Genomic DNA, 18,316 nt, shown 5'->3' with positions numbered 1-18,316 from the left:
GTCACAGCGCGGCGCGCCGACCCCACACCGACGATTCCGGACATCGGGCCCGCAATTCCACTGCCAGCCGCTAACTTTCGCCGCATGCCGTCCTTCCAGCACGAAGGTCTCGTAGAGCTGTTCCGCACGCAGCCGACCCTCGCGGCAGGTTTCCTCGCGGATGTCTTCGACGTCGCAATCCCGGATTTCGCCGCAGCCCGCACAGAATCCTGCGACTTCACCGATATCGGCCCGCGCGAGTTCCGCGGCGACACAGCGTTCGTCCTCTCCGACGGCACAGCCACACCATTGCTCGGCATTGTCGTAGAGATCCAGCTGGGTAAGGACGAGACCCGGAAGTGGAGCTGGCCAGTGTATGTCAGCACCCTGCGAGCGCGACTGCAGTGCCCGACCTATCTGCTGGTTGTCTCGCCGGATCCTACTGTGGCCACCTGGTCTCGCCGACCGATCGAGCTCGGACATCCGGGGCTCGTTCTGCGCCCGCTCGTGTTGGGACCGGAACTGATCCCGGCTGTCACAGACCCCAAACTCGCAATCGATGTACCCGAACGCGCCGTGCTCTCAGCCATTGCACACGCTGACAGCGAACAAGCCGACGCGATCTTCACAGCGCTCCTGGCCGGTTTGCAGGAGACGGATGATGAGCACGGGAGAATGTACTATGACCTTGTCCTCGCTGCGCTGTCCACTACAGCGAAGAAGCGACTGGAGGCGATGATGGCGATCAAATACGAGTACCAGAGCGACTTCGCACGCCGGTACGTTGCCGAGGGTCGCGCCGAAGGAGTGGCACGAGCAGTGCTGACAGTGCTCGAAGCCCGCGGCGTCTATGTCTCGCAGACCTCGGAGGACCGCATCCGGCAGTGCAAAGAACCTGAGTTGCTCGAAATCTGGTTGCGGCGAGCAGCGACGGCCGAGTCCGCCGACGATCTGTTCGTTTGACCACACCGCTAGATGCCCGTACTCGCGAGCTGTTCGACGCCGTGAGAGCTTCTCAGGCGGGCTGGTGGTCCGGGAAGCCGCAGTGGCGCACCAGGTCCGGATCCGAGAAGACCGTGATGCCGAGTAGCTGCCCGTCGCCGATGGTGAGTACGACAACGCCGTAGGGCTGGTAGACCTCGCCGTCGCGGTGGTATGCGACGGCGGCGGGGCTGCCGTTGATCCAGGTGGGGAGCATGCGCCAGTCGCCGGGGGCGCCGACGGCGTAGGCGGCCAGGAAGGCCACGCAGGTTTTCTTGCCGGAGAACCAGGTTCGCGAGGGCGGTAGTTCGATCAGGGCATCGCGGTGCAGGATGCGTTCCAGGGCTGCCGCATCGGAGTTCTCGAAGGCGCGCATGTATTCGTCGAGCAATGCCTGGCCGCGCGGATCGGTCGGGTGGTTGGGCCGGGCTGCGGTGTCGGCGATGTCGTCCAGGTGGGCGCGGGCGCGCTGGAGTTGGCTCTTGACCGCGGCGGTGGTGGTGCCGAGCAGGTCGGCGACCTCGGCGGCCGGGAAGTCGAGCACCTCACGCAGCAGGAAGACCGCGCGCTGGCGGCCCGAAAGGTGTTGCAGGGCAGCGATCACGGCCAGGCGCAGGCTGTCGCGGGTGGCGGCCACGGTGGCCGGATCATCGGCGTCGGAGGTGACCAGCGCATCGGGCAGCGGGCCCAGCCAGCGCACATCCGGATCGGTGGTGGCCGCGGCATGCGGGTCAGCGCTGGCGGCGTCGAGTCCCGAGGGCAGTACGCGGCGCCCGCTCGCGGTGAGTGCGGTCAGGCAGGCATTGGTGGCGATCCGGTAGAGCCAGGTGCGCAGTGAGGAGCGGCCCTCGAAGGCGCCGTAGGATCGCCAGGCGCGCAGGTAGGTCTCCTGCACCAGGTCCTCGGCATCGTCGAGCGAGCCGAGCATGCGGTAGCAGTGCGCGAGCAGCTCGCGCCGGAACGGTTCCGTGCGCCCGGTGAACTCCGCCGAGAGATCATGCGTCACCCCGTCTATTTTGCTCCGATCGCACCCGATTCCTTTCGGGCACCGCCGTGGTCCATATGTGCGTACCGATTCCCGATTCCCGATACCCGGAGGGGCATACCGTGACCACCGCACTCGATACCCGTACCCGCGAGCTGTTCGACGGCCCGCATACCGCGATCCTCGCCACCGGCGATGCCGAGGGCCGGCCGCAGTCCTCGGTCATCTTCGCCATGTACGACGGCGATACCGTCGTCTTCAGCACGATCAAGGGCCGCTTGAAGACTCGCAATATGGACCGCAATCCGTGGGTGAGCCTGCTCGTGCTGAGCAAGGAGACCGGGGCCTACGCCGATATTCGCGGCCGGGTCGAGATCACCGAGGATCCGGAGAAGAAGCTGCTGTATCAGATGTACGACCGCTACATGGGCGGCAAGACCCCGCCGCCCGAGCCGGAGGCCGAGCGTCTGATCGTGCGCATCGTCCCCGAGCGCGTCTACGCCTTCCCCCCGCGCTGACCGCCGCGGCAGTGCGGAAATTCACTGGCGATCATGGGTCCTGATTTCGATATCGTCGATTCATGACCCAGGCCGCGGCACTGCTGATTCCGGACCGGTATCCACGGCTATCCGGAGATCGCCTTCGGTGGTTATGTGGCGGGCGTGCTGGCCGGGCACCACGGTGCGCAGACCGTGCGCGTGGACTTCCGCCGCGCGGTCCCGGTCGGCGCCCCGCTGCAGCTGACGACCACCGGCGACGTGACGGCCCTGACCGATGGCGAGGGCACACTGCTCGCCTCGGCCGCGGCCGCCACGCTCGACCTCACCGTCCCGCCCGCACCCAGCTGGGCCGAGGCGAAAACTGCTTCCGAGCAGGCGCTTTCGTCTCCGCACCGGCCGGTCGGCGACTGCTACGGCTGCGGTGCGGCCTGTGCACCCGGGCAGGGACTGCGGCTGTTCCCGTGGGGTCTGCCCGATCGCGAGATCATGGCGTCGGCCTGGACGCCGGATCCGGGTCTGGCGGGCGAAACCGGTGAGCTCCCGCCCGAAAACGTCTGGGCCGCACTCGATTGCCCGGGCGGCATAGCGGCCTGGCATTACGCGAAGATGGCCCGCGGGGCCGTCACCGCGGCCCTCACCGCCACCCAGCTGCGCCCCGTACCGGCCGGTGCCGAATACGTCTCACACGCTTGGCTGCTCGGCCGCGACGGCCGCAAACACACTGTCGGCGTGGCACTCTCGACCGCCGACGGGGAACTCTGCGCGCTGGGCGAGGCGCTGTGGATCGAGCCCAGAACCTAGCGGCGAGCCGCGATTTGATAAACGTTGCCGAACGGGTCGCGCACCATGGCGCGGTGGTCGCCGTAGGGGGTGTCGAGCGGCGCCTCCACGGTGACCGCGCCCGCCGCCAGCGACCGTTCGTAGGTCGCGGCGACGTCGTCGACATAGATGTAGAGGAAGGCCGGGAACGCCTCTCGTTCACCGGCTCCCGACACCATGACCAGTGAATCGCCGATGCGAACCTCGGTGGGCCGGTTCGCTTCGACCTCGCCGGCCGCGTCGAAGACCGTCCGCAGGAATTGGACCGTGGCGGCCTGATCGCCGACCACCATGCGCGGTGTGACCGAATGGAACCCTGGCGGAGGAACCGATGCCGTAGCCATGCCGAGAGTCTCGCATGCGACATCGGGCCTCGGTCATGGCTTTCGGCGATCGGTTACAGGTTGCCCACCGTGTGTTCGAGGCGGCGGGCGACCAGGTCGCGGGCCTGCTCGCGCAGGGCGGGGCGGTAGCCGCTCGGGTAGACGGGGTCGCCGGGGGCGTAGGTCTTGAGGACCTCCTTGGCGAGGGTGATCTTGTGGACCTCGGTGGGGCCGTCGGCGATGGCCATGACCTGCGCGTAGTTCATCATGTCGATGAAGGGGAGGTCGGTGCTGACGCCGATGGCGCCGTGCAGGTGCATGGCGCGCTGGGCGATATCGTGCATGACCTTGGGCATGGCGACCTTGATGGCGGCGATGTCGTGGCGGACCTTCAGGTAGTCCTGTTCCTTGTCGATGCGCCAGGCGGTGCGCAGCACCAGCAGCCGGAACTGTTCCATCTCGATCCAGGATTCGGCGATCTTCTCCTGGGTCATCTGCAGGCCGCCGAGCACACCCTTGCGCATGGGGCGCGAGACGGCGCGTTCGCACATCATGTCGAAGGCCTTGCGCACCAACGCGACCGTGCGCATGGCGTGGTGGACGCGGCCGCCGCCGAGGCGGGTCTGGGCGACGATGAAGCCCAGCCCCTCGGTGCCGAGCAGGGAGTCGGCGGGGATGCGGACGTCGGTGAAGCGCAGGTGACCCTCGTGCTCGCTGAAGCCGGGGACGGTGAAGTTCCGCACGATCTCCAGGCCGGGGGTGTCGGCGGGCACGATGAACATGGAAAGCCGCTGGTGCGGCGGCGCTTCCGGATCGGTCACGGCCATCACGATGTGGAAAGTAGCGAATTCGGCGGCGGAGTTGAACCACTTCTCGCCGTTGATGACCCAGGAGTCGCCGTCGCGCACCGCAAGGGTCTTGAAGGCAGTGGGGTCGGAGCCGCCGGTGGGTTCGGTCATGGCGTAACAGGAGCCGATTTCACCGTCGAGCAAGGGCAGCAGGTATTTCGCCTTCTGCTCGGGGGTGCCGAAGTGGGCGAGGATTTCGGCATTGCCGGAATCCGGGGCCTGGCAGCCGAACACGAGCGGCGCCCACAGCGAGGTGCCGAGCACCTCGTTGAGCAGGGCGAGCTTGAGCTGTCCGTAGCCGGGGCCGCCGAGTTCGGGGCCGAGGTGGCAGGCCCACAGTTCCTGGTCTTTCACCTTCTGCTGCAACGGCTTCATCAGGGCCCGGATCTCGGGATTCTGCCGGTCGTAGGGGTTCGGGTAGAGCAGATCGAGGGGTTCCACCTCGGTCTTCACGAACTCCGCGACCCAGTCCAGCTTCTTCTGGTAGTCCGGATCGGTCTCGAAATCCCAAGCCACGGTCAGCCTTTCATCGATGGTCGGCCGGTGCGGCGGCACCGTCGAGGATGGTGGTGAGCAGAATGTCGGCGATCTCCGCGGGGCGGTACTCGCCGTCTTCGCGGTACCAGGCGGTGACCATGTTCAGCATGGCCACCACGCTGAGGGTGACCACGTGGTCGTTGGTGCGCAGCAGGCCCGCGGCGTGGCCCTCGTCGAAGACGCGCTGCCAGGCGCGCTGGATGCCGTCGCGGAATACCTGCAGGTCGGCCTCGCGTTCGGCGGTGAGCGCACCGGCGTCGCGCAGGGCGATGGTGACCTCGTGGCGGTGTTCGACGATCAGCACCACATGCGTGCGGACCAGGCTGCGCAGCTTGGCGATCGGATCGAGGTCGCTGCCGGCGATGCGTTCGGCCTCGTCGCGCATGAGTTCGGTGTAGGTGCGCCGGATCTGGAAGAGCAGTTCTTCCTTGGATCCGATGTGGTAGTACAGCGCCCCGCGCTGGATGCCCGCGCGGTCGCCGATCTCGGCGACGCTGGTGGCGTGAAAACCCTTCTCCGCGAACAGTTCCATGGCCGCGCGCATGATCCGCTCGCGGGTCTCGCCCGGATTGACCTCGGCGGCGGGCGGGCGGCCGCGCCGGCGAACGGATGCGGCGCTCATCGGTATCCGCCGTCGAGGGCGAGGGTGGCGCCCGTGCAGAACGCGGAGGCATCCGAGGCGAAGTACAGTGCGGCGCCGACGATATCGGCCGGTGTCCCGATGCGCCGCAGGGCGGTGTGCTGTACCAGGTGGTCCCGCATCTCCGGCGGCCAGGCCTTGGCGATATCGGTGTCGAAGGCCCCGCAGCGAATGGTGTTGACCCGCACCGCCGGTGCGTAGGTCCGAGCGAGGCCGTTGCCCATGGCCTCCAGCCCCGCCTTGGCGGCCGCGTAGGGCACGGCGAGCGGTTCGGGATGGCTCGCTTCGATCGAAGATATATTCACGATCGACCCGGTCCCGGCCACGGCCATGCGCGCCGCGATGAGCGCGGAGAGCCGGAAGGGCCCTTTCAGGTTGGTGGCGATCACCTTGTCGAACATTTCCTCGGAAACCCGGTCCAAGCTGGGGTAGAGCAGCGACATGCCCGCGTTGTTGACGAGCACGTCGACCTGTCCGAAGGCCGTGTAGGCGGCCTCGACGAGGGCCTCGCACTGGGCCCAGTCCCCCACATTGCAGGCCACCGGCAGTGCTTCGCGCCCGTATTTCTCGCGTACGAGCGTGGCCAATGCCCCGCAGGCGTCGAGTTTGCGGCTGGCGATGATCACGTCCGCGCCGGCGTCTGCGAATGCGAGCACCATCTCGCGCCCGAGCCCGCGACTACCCCCGGTGACCAGAACGACCTTGCCGGACAGCGTGTTTCCCATGGATTCGCACCTTTGCGCACCGAGAACTCTGAAATGTTCCAGCCAGTACATTAAATGTACCGCCCGGAACATTCAAGCCCCCGCACACCTCCCCTGAGGTGCACTTCACCCGATCCCGCGCACAGTCCCCATCTACCCGCGAGTAGCATTACGGGCGTACTTTTTCCACCCGGCTTCTCGAAATGAGGCATGTAGATGACAGAGCGGATCCAGGTCGGCGGGCTACAGGTTGCCAAGGTGCTCCACGATTTCGTGGAGAACGAGGCGCTTCCCGGCACCGGCGTAGATTCCGCCGCGTTCTGGTCGGGTGCCGAGGCCGTCATCAACGACCTCGCCCCCCGTAACCGTGCTCTGCTCGCAGAACGCGACGACATCCAGGCCAAGATCGACGAGTGGCACCGCGCCGCGGTGTCCGATTCGCGGCCCGCCGCAGCCGGCTACGACAAGGCTGCCTACAAGCAGTTCCTCACCGAGATCGGCTACCTGCGCCCCGAACCGGCCGATTTCCAGATCGGTACCGAGAACGTGGACGCCGAAATCGCCACCCAGGCCGGCCCGCAGCTGGTCGTGCCGGTGATGAACGCCCGCTTCGCCATCAATGCGGCGAACGCGCGCTGGGGCTCGCTCTACGACGCCCTGTACGGCACGGACGCCATCTCCGAGGAGAACGGCGCGGAGAAGGGCACCGGCTACAACAAGGTCCGCGGTGACAAGGTCATCGAGTGGGCCCGCAACTTCCTCGATGACGCGGTGCCGCTGATCACCGGTTCGCACATCGGTTCCACCAAGTACTCGATCGAGGACGGCGAGCTCGTGGTCGGCCTCGAGGACGGCACCGATATCGGCCTGGCCGATGCCGAGGCGCTCGTCGGCTACCTGGGCGATCCGGCGAACCCGACCTCGATCCTGTTGAAGCACAACGGCCTGCACATCGAGATCCAGATCGACCCGTCCTCCCCCGTCGGTTCCACCGACACCGCCGGTGTCAAGGACCTGGTGCTGGAGTCCGCAGTCACCACCATCATGGACTTCGAGGACTCGGTCGCCGCGGTGGACGCCGAGGACAAGGTGCTCTGCTACCACAACTGGCTGGGCCTGATGAAGGGCGATCTGGCCGAGCAGGTCAGCAAGGGCGGCAAGACCTTCACCCGCACCATGAACCCGGACCGCGTGTACACCGCGCTGGACGGCAGTGAGCTTGTGCTGCACGGTCGTTCGCTGCTGTTCGTGCGGAACGTGGGTCACCTCATGACCTCCGACGCCATCATCGACGCGCAGGGCAACGAGATCCCCGAGGGCATCCTGGACGGCCTGATCACCGTCCTGATCGCCAAGCACGCCCTCAACGGCGACACCAAGCTGAAGAACACCCGCACGGGTTCGGTGTACATCGTGAAGCCGAAGATGCACGGCCCGGACGAAGTGGCCTTCGCCAACGACCTGTTCGCGGCCATCGAAGGCGTCGTGGACCTGCCGGTCAACACCCTCAAGGTCGGCATCATGGACGAGGAGCGCCGCACCACGGTGAACCTGAAGGCGTCCATCTTCGCCGCCAAGGACCGCGTGGTCTTCATCAACACCGGCTTCCTGGACCGCACCGGCGACGAGATCCACACCTCCATGGAGGCCGGGCCGATGGTCCGCAAGGCCGAGATGAAGGCCCAGCAGTGGATCAAGTCCTACGAGGACTTCAATGTCGACACCGGCATCGCCACCGGCCTGCCCGGCAAGGCGCAGATCGGTAAGGGCATGTGGGCCATGCCCGATCTGATGGCCGACATGCTGGTGCAGAAGATCGCCCAGCCCAAGGCCGGCGCCAACACCGCGTGGGTGCCGTCGCCGACCGCCGCCACCCTGCACGCCACCCACTACCACCTGGTGGATGTGTTCAAGCGGCAGGCCGAGATCGCCAAGGGCGGCCCGCGCGCCACCGTCGACGAGATCCTGGAGATCCCGCTGGCGCAGCACACCGACTGGACCGCCGAGGAGAAGCAGCAGGAGCTGGACAACAACTCCCAGGGCATCCTCGGTTACGTGGTGCGCTGGATCGATCAGGGCGTGGGCTGCTCGAAGGTGCCGGACATCAAGGATGTCGGCCTCATGGAGGACCGCGCGACCCTGCGCATCTCGAGCCAGCTGGTGGCCAACTGGCTGCGCCACGGCATCGTGTCCGAGGCGGATGTCATTGCCTCACTGGAGCGGATGGCCCCGGTGGTGGACCGGCAGAACGCCGGTGACGCGAGCTACTTCGCCATGGCGCCGGACTTCAACGCCTCCATCGCCTTCCAGGCCGCGAAGGAGCTCGTGCTGGAGGGCACCAAGCAGCCCAACGGCTACACGGAACCCATCCTCCACCGTCGCCGCCGCGAGGCGAAGGCTGCCGCCAAGTGCGTGTAGTTCGCGCGGCCGAATAGGCTGAGCTGCAAAGAAATCCCCCGGTCGAGGTATCGATCGGGGGATTTCTTCGTTCCGGGGCGGAACCGTCGCGACGCTGCTACATTCCTCTGCAATGAACTGGAAACTTTCCTAACAGTTCATGACGAGATCACCCGGATGCGAAGTGAGAGTCGGTCTTTGACCTCCAGTCGACGCCCCCTGGCGGGCACCCCCAGCCTGTTACGCGCCATCAACGATCGCGCCGCACTCGAGCTGCTGCTCGCCGAAGGACCACTGTCCCGCACCCAGATCGGCGCGCGCACCGGACTGTCCAAGCCGACCGCCTCCCAGCTGCTGGCCCGCCTCGAGGAGAGCGGCCTGGTCGTCGTGGTGGGCACGTCGGCGGGCGGGCCGGGACCGAATGCGCAGCTCTACCAGGTGAATCCGGCCGCCGGGTATGTGGCGGGACTGGATGTGACCGCCGCCGCGGTACGGGTCGCCGTCGCCGATATCACCGGGACCACGCTCGCCGAGCAGGAGGTGAGCACCCGCGGCTGGGCCGCCGCCGGCACCATCGCGAAGGTGGCCGAAGCGGTCGCCGCGACGGCCGATCGCGCGGGCCTCACCCTGACCATGCTGCGCCGGGTCGTGATCGGAATAGGCGGTGCGCTGGACCCGGTCACCGGCCGGCTGCGCTACGCCACGCACCTGCCCGGCTGGCACTCCCCCCGGCTGATCGGCGAACTCGAAGATGCGCTCGGCGTACCGGTGTCGATCGAGAACGATGTCAATCTCGCCGCCCTGGCCGAGCAGACGCACGGCGTGGCGCAGGATTCCGAGGATTTCGTGCTGCTCTGGGTGGGCGAGGGCATCGGCGCGGCCATTGTCATCGGCGGCCGGCTGCATCGCGGATTCACCGGTGGCGCAGGCGAAGTCGGGTACATGCCGCTGCCCGGCGCGCCGATCGTGCACAATGTGCGGCGCAAGAACTCCGGCGGCTTCCAGGAGCTCGCGGGCGCCCCGGCGGTCCGCGCCCTGGCCCGGCAGCACGGCCTCACCGCACCCACGGCCGCCGAGGCCGTCGCCGCGGCGGTCGGAACACCCGGAGCGGGTGCGGCTTTCCTGTCCGAGTTCGCGGGGCGTTTGGCCCTCGGGCTCGCCGCCATCGTGTCCGTGGTCGATCCGCAATTGCTCATTCTGGCCGGTGCGGTACCGCGCGCCGGCGGCGAACCCCTGCGTGCCCTCGTCGAGGAGGCCCTCGCCGAGCTCGCCATACCCCGGCCGGTGATCCGGTCCAGTTCCATTGCCGGCGCGCCGATTCTGCGGGGTGCGCTCGAACGCGCCCTGGCGGCCGTCCGGGACGACGTCTTCTCAACACACTGATAGTCACCTCAGGAGAACACCCATGCGCGCCATGATCCGCCGCCGTACCAGCGCCGCCCTCATCGCCAGTGCCACCGTCGCCCTCATCGCCACCGCCTGTACCGGGCAGAGCGCCGGCGGTGGTGACGACGGCTCGGATGCCGGGAAGGACGTGACCATCACCTTCTGGCACGGCTGGTCGCAGGACAACGAGGTGAAGGGCATCAATGACAATGTGGCCGCGTTCGAGAAGGCGCACCCCAATATCCATGTGAACGTGGTCGGCAATATCACCGATGACAAGAGCCAGCAGGCGCTGCGCGCGGGCGGGCCGGACGCACCGGATGTGGTGTCCTCCTTCAGTACCGATCAGGTCGGCAAGTTCTGCTCGTCGAATGTGTGGACCGATCTCAATCCGCTGCTGCAGAAGTCCGGCATCGATCCGGCGAAGACGTTCCCGACGGCAATGCTGAAATACAGCCAGTTCCAGGGCAATCAGTGCTCGCTGCCGCTGCTGGGCGACACCTACGGGCTCTACTACAACAAGGCCGCTTTCGCCGCCGCGGGAATCAGTGCGCCGCCGAAGACCTTCAGTGAATTCGAGGCCGATGCGGTCAAACTGACCGTTCCGGCCGGCGACGGGTACAAGCAGCTCGGGTTCATGCCGAACTTCCACGGCTACGAGACGCTGCCGAGCCATTACCTGGGCCAGTACGGCGCAACGTATTTCGATGCCGACGGCAAGTCGACCATTGCCTCCGATCCGACGGTGGCGGCCATGTACACCTGGCAGAAGGACCTGGTGGGCAAGCTCGGCGGCTACGACAAGCTGGAGAAGTTCCGCACTACCTTCGGTGACGAGTTCAGCGCCAAGAATCCGTTCGAGACCGGCCAGGTGGCCATGTCCCTCGATGGTGAATGGCGCACCGCCTCCATCGCCCAGGACGGCGCGAACCTGGATTGGGCGACCGCGCCGTTCCCGGTGCCGGACGATCAGGCGGCCACCTACGGCCGTGGTTATCAGACCGGCACCATCATCGGTATCGCCAAGTCCAGCCGCAAACAAACGGCCGCCTGGGAATTCGTGAAGTTCCTGACCACCGACACCGATGCGGTGGTGAGTTTCGCCAATGCCATTCACAATGTGCCCTCCACCAATGCGGCACTGAATTCGCCGAAGCTGGTGGCGGATCCGAACTTCAAGACGTTCATCGATATCGCCAAGAACCCGAACTCCTCGACCACGCCCTCCAGCATCAATGGCGGCGCCTACATTCTGTCGCTGCAGAACTTCGGCTACGACTTCGAGTCCGGGCGCAAGACCGATCTGCAGGCGGGCCTGAAGGCGACCGCCAAGGAGATCGATGACGCTGTCGCGCAGGCGAAGTGAGCCCGCGATGCTGCGCCGCAAACGGCTGCGAGGCGCCGCCCGGAATGTGATGTTCCTGTCGCCGTGGCTGATCGGGTTCAGTGTCTTCTTCGTCTATCCGCTGGTGTCGACCGTCTATTTCTCCTTCATGAAATACGACGGCTTCACCACGCCCACCTTCACCGGACTCAAGAACTGGAAGTACGTGCTCACCGAGTACCCGCCGTTCTGGCAGGGCCTGGGGAACACGGTCTGGCTGGTGCTGGTCATGGTGTCGCTGCGGGTGGTGTTCGGGCTGGGCATCGGCATGCTGGTGACGAAGATCAAGATCGGGACCGGGTTCTTCCGGGCCGCGTTCTATCTGCCGTATCTCGCACCGCCGGTCGCCGCCACCATGGCCTTCGCGTTCCTGCTCAATCCCGGCACCGGTCCGGTGAATCATCTGCTCGGCGAGATCGGGCTGCCGCAGCCGGGCTGGTTCACCGATCCGACCTGGTCCAAGCCGGCGCTGACCATGCTCGGGCTGTGGGGCATCGGCGATCTCATGGTGATCTTCATGGCGGCGCTGCTGGATGTGCCGCGCGATCAGTACGAGGCGGCGCAGCTGGACGGGGCCGGAGCATGGAATCGCTTCCGCTACATCACCTTTCCGAACATCACGCCGATCATCCTGTTCGCCATCGTGACCGGGGTGATCCAGACCATGCAGTACTACACGCAGGCCATCGTGGCCGGGAAGGTCGCCAGCGGCAAGATCGGCGGCGCCGGTGAGGCATTCGAACCCGGATATCCGCACGGTTCCACCTGGACGCTGCCGCAGCTGATCTACAACCTGGGCTTCCAGCGCTTCGATACCGGCTCGGCGTGTGTGGTCGCGGTGATCCTGTTCGCCATGGCCATGGCCTTCACCTCGCTGCTGTTGCGACGCCGGTCCGGCTTCATGCGGGAGGACTGATCATGACCCTGACTTCGACTGCGCCGGTGCTGGTGACGGCTTCCGAACCGGCGGCGCGACCGCGCAGGTTCCGGCGCGCGGCCGTGCTGGATTTCGTAGCGGTGCACGCGCTGGCCATCGCGGCGGCGCTGGTGTTCGTGCTGCCGTTCGTGTTCGTCTTCCTGACCTCGGTCATGACCGATCAGCAGGCGCTGACCACGAATCTGTGGCCCGCGCACTGGAAATGGGGCAACTACGCCGAGGTCTGGCGCACCCCGGGATTCCTGACCTGGTGGCGCAATACGCTGGTGTACGCCTTCGCCGGTACCGCGCTCAGCATGGTGTCCAGTTTCCCGGTCGCCTACGCACTGGCCAAGTTCCGCTTCCGGGGCCGCCATCTCGCGCTCATGGCGGTTATCTCGATGATGATGCTGCCGCCACAGGTGACCGTGATCCCCATGTATCTGTTCTGGGCCAAGCAGTTGCATCTGTCGGGGTCGCTGTGGCCGTTGATCAGTCCCATGGCCTTCGGCGACGCCTTCACCATCTTCCTGCTGCGCCAGTTCCTGCTCACCATTCCCGACGACTATCTCGAAGCCGCCCGCATCGACGGCTGCGGGCACTTCCGCACCATGCTGCGAATCGTGCTGCCCATGGCGCGCCCGGCCCTGGCCGCGGCGGCCTTGTTCCAGTTCTTCTATTGCTGGAACGACTATTTCGGCCCGCAGATCTATGCCAGCGAGAATCCGGCGGCCTGGACGCTCAGCTACGGGCTGGAGTCCTTCAAGGGCGCACACCACACCAATTGGAATCTCACCATGGCCGCCACCGTGCTGGTGCTGGCTCCGGTGCTCGTCCTGTTCTTCTTCGCACAGAGGGCCTTCGTGGAAGGCGTGACATTGACAGGGGTCAAAGGCTGATGCCCGCACTGAAACTGGCCATCGTCGGCGGTGGCTCCACCTATACGCCCGAACTGATCGACGGGTTCGCCCGCCTGCGCGACACCTTGCCGATCGGCGAGCTGGTGCTGGTCGATCCGGACAGCGAACGACTCGAACTGGTCGAGGGCCTCACCCGGCGGATATTCGCCAAACAGGGCCACAACGCCCGGGTTTCGACCGCCGCCACCATTGCCGACGGGGCCCAGGACGTCGACGCGGTCCTGCTGCAACTGCGTGTGGGCGGGCAGGCCGCACGCGCCCAGGACGAATCCTGGCCGCTCGAATGCGGATGCATCGGACAGGAAACCACCGGGGCGGGCGGACTGGCCAAGGCGCTGCGGACCGTGCCGGTGGTGCTGGACATCGCCGAGCAGGTCCGCCGCGCCAACCCCGACGCCTGGATCGTGGACTTCACCAATCCGGTGGGCATCGTGACCCGTGCGCTGCTGGCGGGCGGGCACAAGGCCGTCGGGTTGTGCAATGTGGCAATCGGGTTCCAGCGCAAGTTCGCCGGGCATCTGGGCGTGGATCCGGAGCGGATCCGCCTCGACCACGTCGGGCTCAATCACCTGACCTGGGAACGCGGCGTCACGCTGCTCGATCATCCGGGCGCGGAGACCGGGCGCGAGGTACTGCCCGAACTACTCACCGATTTCGGCGACGCGATCGCCGGCGATCTGGGCATGCCACTGTCGCTGATCCGCCATCTCGGCGTGGTGCCCTCGTACTACCTGCGCTACTTCTATCAGCACGATGTGATGGTGGAGGAGCTGCTCGCCAAGGGCACCCGCGCCGAAGAGGTGGCGGCCATCGAGCGGCGGCTGCTGACCATGTACGCCGACCCGACCCTGGACACCAAGCCGGAACTGCTCGAAAAACGCGGTGGCGCTTACTATTCCGAAGCTGCCGTGCAGTTGCTCGCGGCGCTGCTCGGCACCGCGGGCGGCAGCGTCCAGGTGGTGAACACCCGCAATGACGGCATCCTGCCGTTCCTGCCCGAGGACGCCGTGATCGAGGTACCCGCCTGCGTCGACGCCGCCGGCCTGCACCCGCTCCCCCAGCGGCCGGTCGAACCGCTCTACCGCGGCTTGATCGCGCATGTCACGACCTACGAACAGCTCGCCCTCGACGCGGCCCTGCACGGCGGTCGCGACCGGGTCTTCGACGCGTTGCTGGCGCATCCGCTGGTGAGTCAGGTCGAACTCGCCGACGAGCTGACCGATCTGCTGCTCGCGCACAATCACGAACACCTGAGCTGGGCGTGAGCGTGAGCCTGACCGCACGCGAACAACTCTCGGGTGTACTCGCCATCGACGCCGGCAACAGCAAAACGGATGTGGCGGTGGTCGCGCTCGACGGGACGGTGCTCGGCAGCGCGCGCGGTGAAGGCTTCCGGCCCTATCGCGACGGCTCCGAGCAGGCGATCGAGAAGCTCGCGCCCACGGTGGCGGCCGCGGCCACGCAGGCCGGGCTCACCCCCGGCGCGGTGCTGACCAACCGGGTCAGCGCCTGCATGGCCAATGTCGATCTGCCCGTGGAGGAACAGCGTTACCGCGCGGCCATCGCGGCCCGCGGCTGGGGTGCGAGCGTCGCCGTCACCAACGACACCTTCGGCCTGCTGCGGGCGGGCACCGACGGCCCGCGCGGCATCGCCGTGGTGTGCGGCGCCGGAATCAACTGCGTCGGTTTGCTTCCCGACGGGCGGACCGCCCGCTTCCCGGCCCTGGGCAAGCTCACCGGTGACTGGGGTGGCGGCGGCAGCATGTCCTCGGAGGCCATGTGGCACGCGGCCCGCGCCGAGGACGGTCGCGGCGAGCCGACCGCGCTCTCGGCCGCTATTGCCGCGCATTTCGGTATGTCGGGCGCGAATGCGGTGGCCGAGGCCATCCATTTGGGCCGGTTGCCCGAACAGCGGCTGCACGAACTGGTCGCGGTCCTGTTCGCCACCGCCGAGGCGGGCGATCCCACCGCCCTGCAGCTGATCGACCGCCAGGCCGACGAGATCACCCGCCTGGCCGTGGTGGCCCTGGGCCGCCTGGATCTGCTGGCCGAGCCGGTCCCGATCGTGCTGGGCGGCGGGGTGATCGCGGCCCGCCACCCGCTGCTCATCGACAACCTGCTGACCCGTCTCGCCGCGGCGGCCCCGCATGCCGAGCCCCGAATCGTCGTCGCCCCACCGGTTCTCGGCGCGGCCCTGCTCGGCCTCGATCACCTGGCCGCGGGCCGCGCCGCGGAACGCCGCCTGCGCGCACACTATCCGACGGCCACCACCGAACCCGAGGCGGCCTGGTAACCCGCTAGGTCGTCCGATACGTGCGGGACAGGGCCTCGGCCTGAGGCACTTCGAGACGGTAGACGCAGCGCGTACCGCTGTAGATGGTGGGCATGCATTCGTTGCAGTGGATACAGGCCGATCGGAAGCCCGCGTCGGCCTGTATGCGCCGCAGCAGATTCGGCTCCCGCAGCAGGGCGCGGCCCATGGCGACGAAGTCGAAGCCTTCGGCCATGGCCCGCTGCATGGTGTCCAGATTCGTGATGCCGCCCAGCAGGATCAGCGGCATGGTGAGCTCGCGGCGGAACTGCCGGGCTCGTTCGAGCAGGTAGGCCTCCTGATACGGGTACTCCTTCAGGAAGATCCGGCCCATGGCGCGAAAACCCAAGCGCGCCGGGGTCGGCAGCGTCTTGGCGAAGGAACGGCGCGGGGCGCTGCCGTGGAACAGCAGCATGGGGTTCAGCAGGGAGCTGCCCGCGGTGAGTTCGAGTGCGTCCAGGTGGCCGTCGTCCTGCAGCCAGGCCGCCACCTGCAGGGATTCCGGCACGGTCAGCCCGCCCCGGACGCCGTCTTCCATGTTCAGTTTGGCCGTGACGGCCAGCCGCCCGCCCACGGCTTCGGCTACCGCGGCGGCGATTTCGCGGGCGAGGCGGGCGCGGTTCTCCAGGGCGCCGCCGTAGCGGTCCTTGCGGCGGTTGAGCAGTGGGCTCAGGAAGGAGCTCGTCAGATAGTTGTGCCCGAAGTGGATCTCCACCGCGTCGAAGCCGGACTGTTCGGCCAGGCGCGCCGCATTCGCGTGCGCCGCAATGAGTTCGCGGATCTGCGCCTCGTCGGGCACCTGCATTTTCTGCATGCCGAGCGGGCTGAACAGGGGGCTGGGCGCGAGGGCGGGCAGGCGATTGGAGGCCGCGTTCGCGACCGGTCCCGCATGCCCGATCTGGGCGCAGGCCGCCGCGCCTTCGGCGTGCACGGCCTCGGTGAGCCGGCGCAGGCCGGGCACGGCTTCGGGGCGCAGCCAGATCTGGTGCCGGTCGGTGCGCCCGCCGGGGGCGACCGCGCAGTAGGCGACCGTCGTCATGCCCACGCCGCCGGCCGCGACCTCGCGGTGGAAGGCGATGAGTTCATCGGTGACCAGCGCATCCGGTGTGCGTCCCTCGAATGTCGCCGCCTTGATCACCCTGTTCCGCAGCGTGATCGGACCCAGTCGCGCCGGCGTGAATACCTCCGTCATGGGCACAGCAAACCACCCGCCGGGCCAGAATTCAATCAATGATTGAAACATCGTCACAAAATGCGAATCGACTCCCCGAACTATCATGGCGACGGTGACCATCGCTTTCGACGGGCTGCCGCTCGAGATCGACACGCGGCCCGCGGTACTCGACCAGTTCACCGTCGACGAGACCGGCCGGCCCGGCGGCAGACCGCGCGGCGTGGTGTATCCCGCCGATCACGACCAGGTGCTCGCCGTGCTGCGCTGGGCCCGCGACACCAAGACGCCGCTCATCGCCCGCGGCGCGGGCACCAGCCTCGAAGGCCATCTACTGGCCCGCGGCGACGAGGTGGTCCTGGATCTGTCGCAGGCGAATTCGATCCTCGACATCTCCCCCACCGACTTCACCGCCACCGTGCAGCCCGGCGTCACCCGCACCCAGTTGAATACGGCCGCCGCCGAATTCGGCCTGCAGTTCACCGTCGACCCCGGCGCGGACGCCTCCCTGGGCGGTATGGCGGCCACCAATGCCAGCGGCACCACCACCGTGCGCTACGGCGGCATGCGCGCCAATGTGCTTGCGCTGCAGGCGGTCTTCGCCGACGGCACCGAGGCCCGGCTGGGTCGCGCCGTGCGCAAGTCCTCCAGCGGCTACGACCTCAAGGACCTGCTGATCGGTTCCGCGGGCACCCTCGGCATCATCACCGAGCTCACGGTGCGTCTGCATCCGATCCCGGAATTGATTCACTCCCTGCGCATCTCGTTCCCGACGGTGGCCGAGACCGTGGACGCGGCGGTCGAGATCCTGGGCATGTCATTGCCGGTGAGCCGGCTCGAACTCGTCGACGCGCCGAGCATGGCCGCCATCAATGCCTTCCGCGGCACCTCCTACCCCGAATCGCCGGCGCTGTTCATCGATACCGAATCCTCCTCGGCCGCGGCCGTGACCGCCGACGAGCAGGAGATCCAGCGCATCGCCCTGACCCACGGCGCCGTCGACATCGCGACGGCCCGCAGCTTCGGCGAACGGCACGCGCTCTGGGAGGACCGCCACAACCTCTACTTCGCGGTCAAATCCTGTAATCCGGGCCGCCGGTTCCTGATCACCGATACCGCGGTCCCCTTCTCCCAGATCGCCACCACGGTCGACACCACCGCCCGCCTCGGCGAGGAATACGGTCTGCACGTCACCATCGCGGGCCATATCGGCGACGGCAATGTGCACACCATCGTCCCCTACGCCGAGTCCGAAACCGAAGCGGCGGCGCAGTTCTCCGATCGCGTGGTGCGCCACGCCCTCGGCGTCGGCGGCACCGCGACCGGTGAGCACGGCATCGGGCTGACCAAGAAGAAGTACCTGCGCGCCGAACACGGATCGGCCGTGGACCTGATGACCGCCATCAAACACACCCTGGACCCGAACGGCCTGCTCAACCCGGACAAGATCCTCGACGCCTGAACACGAGGTAGAGAAAACTACACCCGGGATTCGCCACGCAGCGCCATATCCGG

Annotated in this window: 17 protein-coding genes; 11 read left to right on the top strand and 6 right to left on the bottom strand. The window is 67.2% G+C overall.

What is annotated here, in order from left to right; translation table 11 throughout:
* The first annotated feature begins 84 nt into the window (after positions 1-84).
* Entirely contained in the window at positions 85-942 is an 858-nt protein-coding gene (locus ACH438_RS30985; RefSeq protein WP_397011616.1) for a hypothetical protein, read from the top strand.
* Positions 943-994: 52 nt separating this feature from the next.
* Here ACH438_RS30985 and ACH438_RS30980 read toward each other — a convergent pair whose 3' ends face one another.
* Positions 995-1,966, bottom strand: a complete 972-nt coding sequence (locus ACH438_RS30980; RefSeq protein WP_397011614.1) for a sigma-70 family RNA polymerase sigma factor — start codon at positions 1,964-1,966, stop codon at positions 995-997.
* Positions 1,967-2,067: 101 nt separating this feature from the next.
* Here ACH438_RS30980 and ACH438_RS30975 point away from each other — a divergent pair, with 101 nt between their 5' ends.
* Together ACH438_RS30975 and ACH438_RS30970 are read left to right on the top strand one after the other, a co-directional pair.
* Entirely contained in the window at positions 2,068-2,463 is a 396-nt protein-coding gene (locus ACH438_RS30975) for a PPOX class F420-dependent oxidoreductase (protein WP_397011612.1), read from the top strand.
* A gap of 135 nt (positions 2,464-2,598) precedes the next feature.
* Positions 2,599-3,246 (top strand): PaaI family thioesterase, encoded by a 648-nt coding sequence (locus tag ACH438_RS30970; RefSeq protein WP_397011610.1) that lies wholly within the window; start codon positions 2,599-2,601, stop codon positions 3,244-3,246.
* Here the strand turns inward: ACH438_RS30970 and ACH438_RS30965 are convergent.
* Genes ACH438_RS30965 through ACH438_RS30950 form a run of 4 tightly spaced genes read right to left on the bottom strand, consistent with a single transcriptional unit; the run spans position 3,243 to position 6,337 of the window.
* Positions 3,243-3,608, bottom strand: coding sequence for a VOC family protein (locus ACH438_RS30965; RefSeq protein ID WP_397011608.1), 366 nt, complete (start codon positions 3,606-3,608; stop codon positions 3,243-3,245). The genes ACH438_RS30970 and ACH438_RS30965 overlap by 4 nt on opposite strands.
* Before the next feature lie 53 nt (positions 3,609-3,661).
* Positions 3,662-4,951: an acyl-CoA dehydrogenase family protein gene (locus ACH438_RS30960; RefSeq protein WP_397012101.1), complete on the bottom strand. Its 1,290-nt coding sequence runs from the start codon at positions 4,949-4,951 to the stop codon at positions 3,662-3,664.
* 10 nt (positions 4,952-4,961) lie between these two features.
* Positions 4,962-5,594, bottom strand: a complete 633-nt coding sequence (locus tag ACH438_RS30955; RefSeq protein ID WP_397011606.1) for a TetR/AcrR family transcriptional regulator — start codon at positions 5,592-5,594, stop codon at positions 4,962-4,964.
* A complete protein-coding gene (locus ACH438_RS30950) occupies positions 5,591-6,337 on the bottom strand; it encodes an SDR family NAD(P)-dependent oxidoreductase (protein WP_397011604.1) in 747 nt (248 codons plus the stop codon). The genes ACH438_RS30955 and ACH438_RS30950 overlap by 4 nt, the downstream gene beginning before the upstream one ends.
* Positions 6,338-6,532: 195 nt before the next feature.
* On the opposite strand from ACH438_RS30950, the gene ACH438_RS30945 reads away from it, so the two are divergent.
* The 7 genes from ACH438_RS30945 to ACH438_RS30915 all read left to right on the top strand — a co-directional run bounded on the left by ACH438_RS30945 (position 6,533) and on the right by ACH438_RS30915 (position 15,612).
* The gene (locus tag ACH438_RS30945) at positions 6,533-8,734 is read left to right on the top strand and encodes a malate synthase G (protein WP_397011602.1); all 2,202 of its coding nucleotides are present in this window, start codon (positions 6,533-6,535) and stop codon (positions 8,732-8,734) included.
* A gap of 177 nt (positions 8,735-8,911) precedes the next feature.
* On the top strand, positions 8,912-10,096 hold the full coding sequence (locus ACH438_RS30940) for an ROK family transcriptional regulator (protein ID WP_397011600.1): 1,185 nt from the start codon (positions 8,912-8,914) through the stop codon (positions 10,094-10,096).
* Positions 10,097-10,118: 22 nt separating this feature from the next.
* On the top strand, positions 10,119-11,465 hold the full coding sequence (locus ACH438_RS30935; protein WP_397011598.1) for an ABC transporter substrate-binding protein: 1,347 nt from the start codon (positions 10,119-10,121) through the stop codon (positions 11,463-11,465).
* Complete coding sequence (locus ACH438_RS30930; protein ID WP_397011596.1) at positions 11,440-12,399, top strand: carbohydrate ABC transporter permease; 960 nt, start codon at positions 11,440-11,442, stop codon at positions 12,397-12,399. The genes ACH438_RS30935 and ACH438_RS30930 overlap by 26 nt, the downstream gene beginning before the upstream one ends.
* Before the next feature lie 2 nt (positions 12,400-12,401).
* On the top strand, positions 12,402-13,298 hold the full coding sequence (locus tag ACH438_RS30925; RefSeq protein ID WP_397011594.1) for a carbohydrate ABC transporter permease: 897 nt from the start codon (positions 12,402-12,404) through the stop codon (positions 13,296-13,298).
* On the top strand, positions 13,298-14,584 hold the full coding sequence (locus ACH438_RS30920; RefSeq protein ID WP_397011592.1) for a 6-phospho-beta-glucosidase: 1,287 nt from the start codon (positions 13,298-13,300) through the stop codon (positions 14,582-14,584). The genes ACH438_RS30925 and ACH438_RS30920 overlap by 1 nt, the downstream gene beginning before the upstream one ends.
* 2 nt (positions 14,585-14,586) lie before the next feature.
* Positions 14,587-15,612 (top strand): N-acetylglucosamine kinase, encoded by a 1,026-nt coding sequence (locus ACH438_RS30915; RefSeq protein ID WP_397011590.1) that lies wholly within the window; start codon positions 14,587-14,589, stop codon positions 15,610-15,612.
* A gap of 4 nt (positions 15,613-15,616) precedes the next feature.
* On the opposite strand, the gene ACH438_RS30910 is transcribed toward ACH438_RS30915, so the two are convergent.
* Positions 15,617-16,822: an NADH:flavin oxidoreductase gene (locus ACH438_RS30910; protein WP_397011588.1), complete on the bottom strand. Its 1,206-nt coding sequence runs from the start codon at positions 16,820-16,822 to the stop codon at positions 15,617-15,619.
* Between the two features lie 94 nt (positions 16,823-16,916).
* Here ACH438_RS30910 and ACH438_RS30905 point away from each other — a divergent pair, with 94 nt between their 5' ends.
* Positions 16,917-18,263 (top strand): FAD-binding oxidoreductase, encoded by a 1,347-nt coding sequence (locus ACH438_RS30905; RefSeq protein WP_397011586.1) that lies wholly within the window; start codon positions 16,917-16,919, stop codon positions 18,261-18,263.
* Positions 18,264-18,316: the final 53 nt, after the last annotated feature.

The organism is Nocardia sp. NPDC020380 (assembly GCF_044386975.1).
Taxonomy (GTDB): Bacteria; Actinomycetota; Actinomycetes; order Mycobacteriales; family Mycobacteriaceae; genus Nocardia.
The sequence above is the reverse complement of the archived record's forward strand: the minus strand, read 5'-3'. Positions and strand labels throughout refer to the sequence as shown.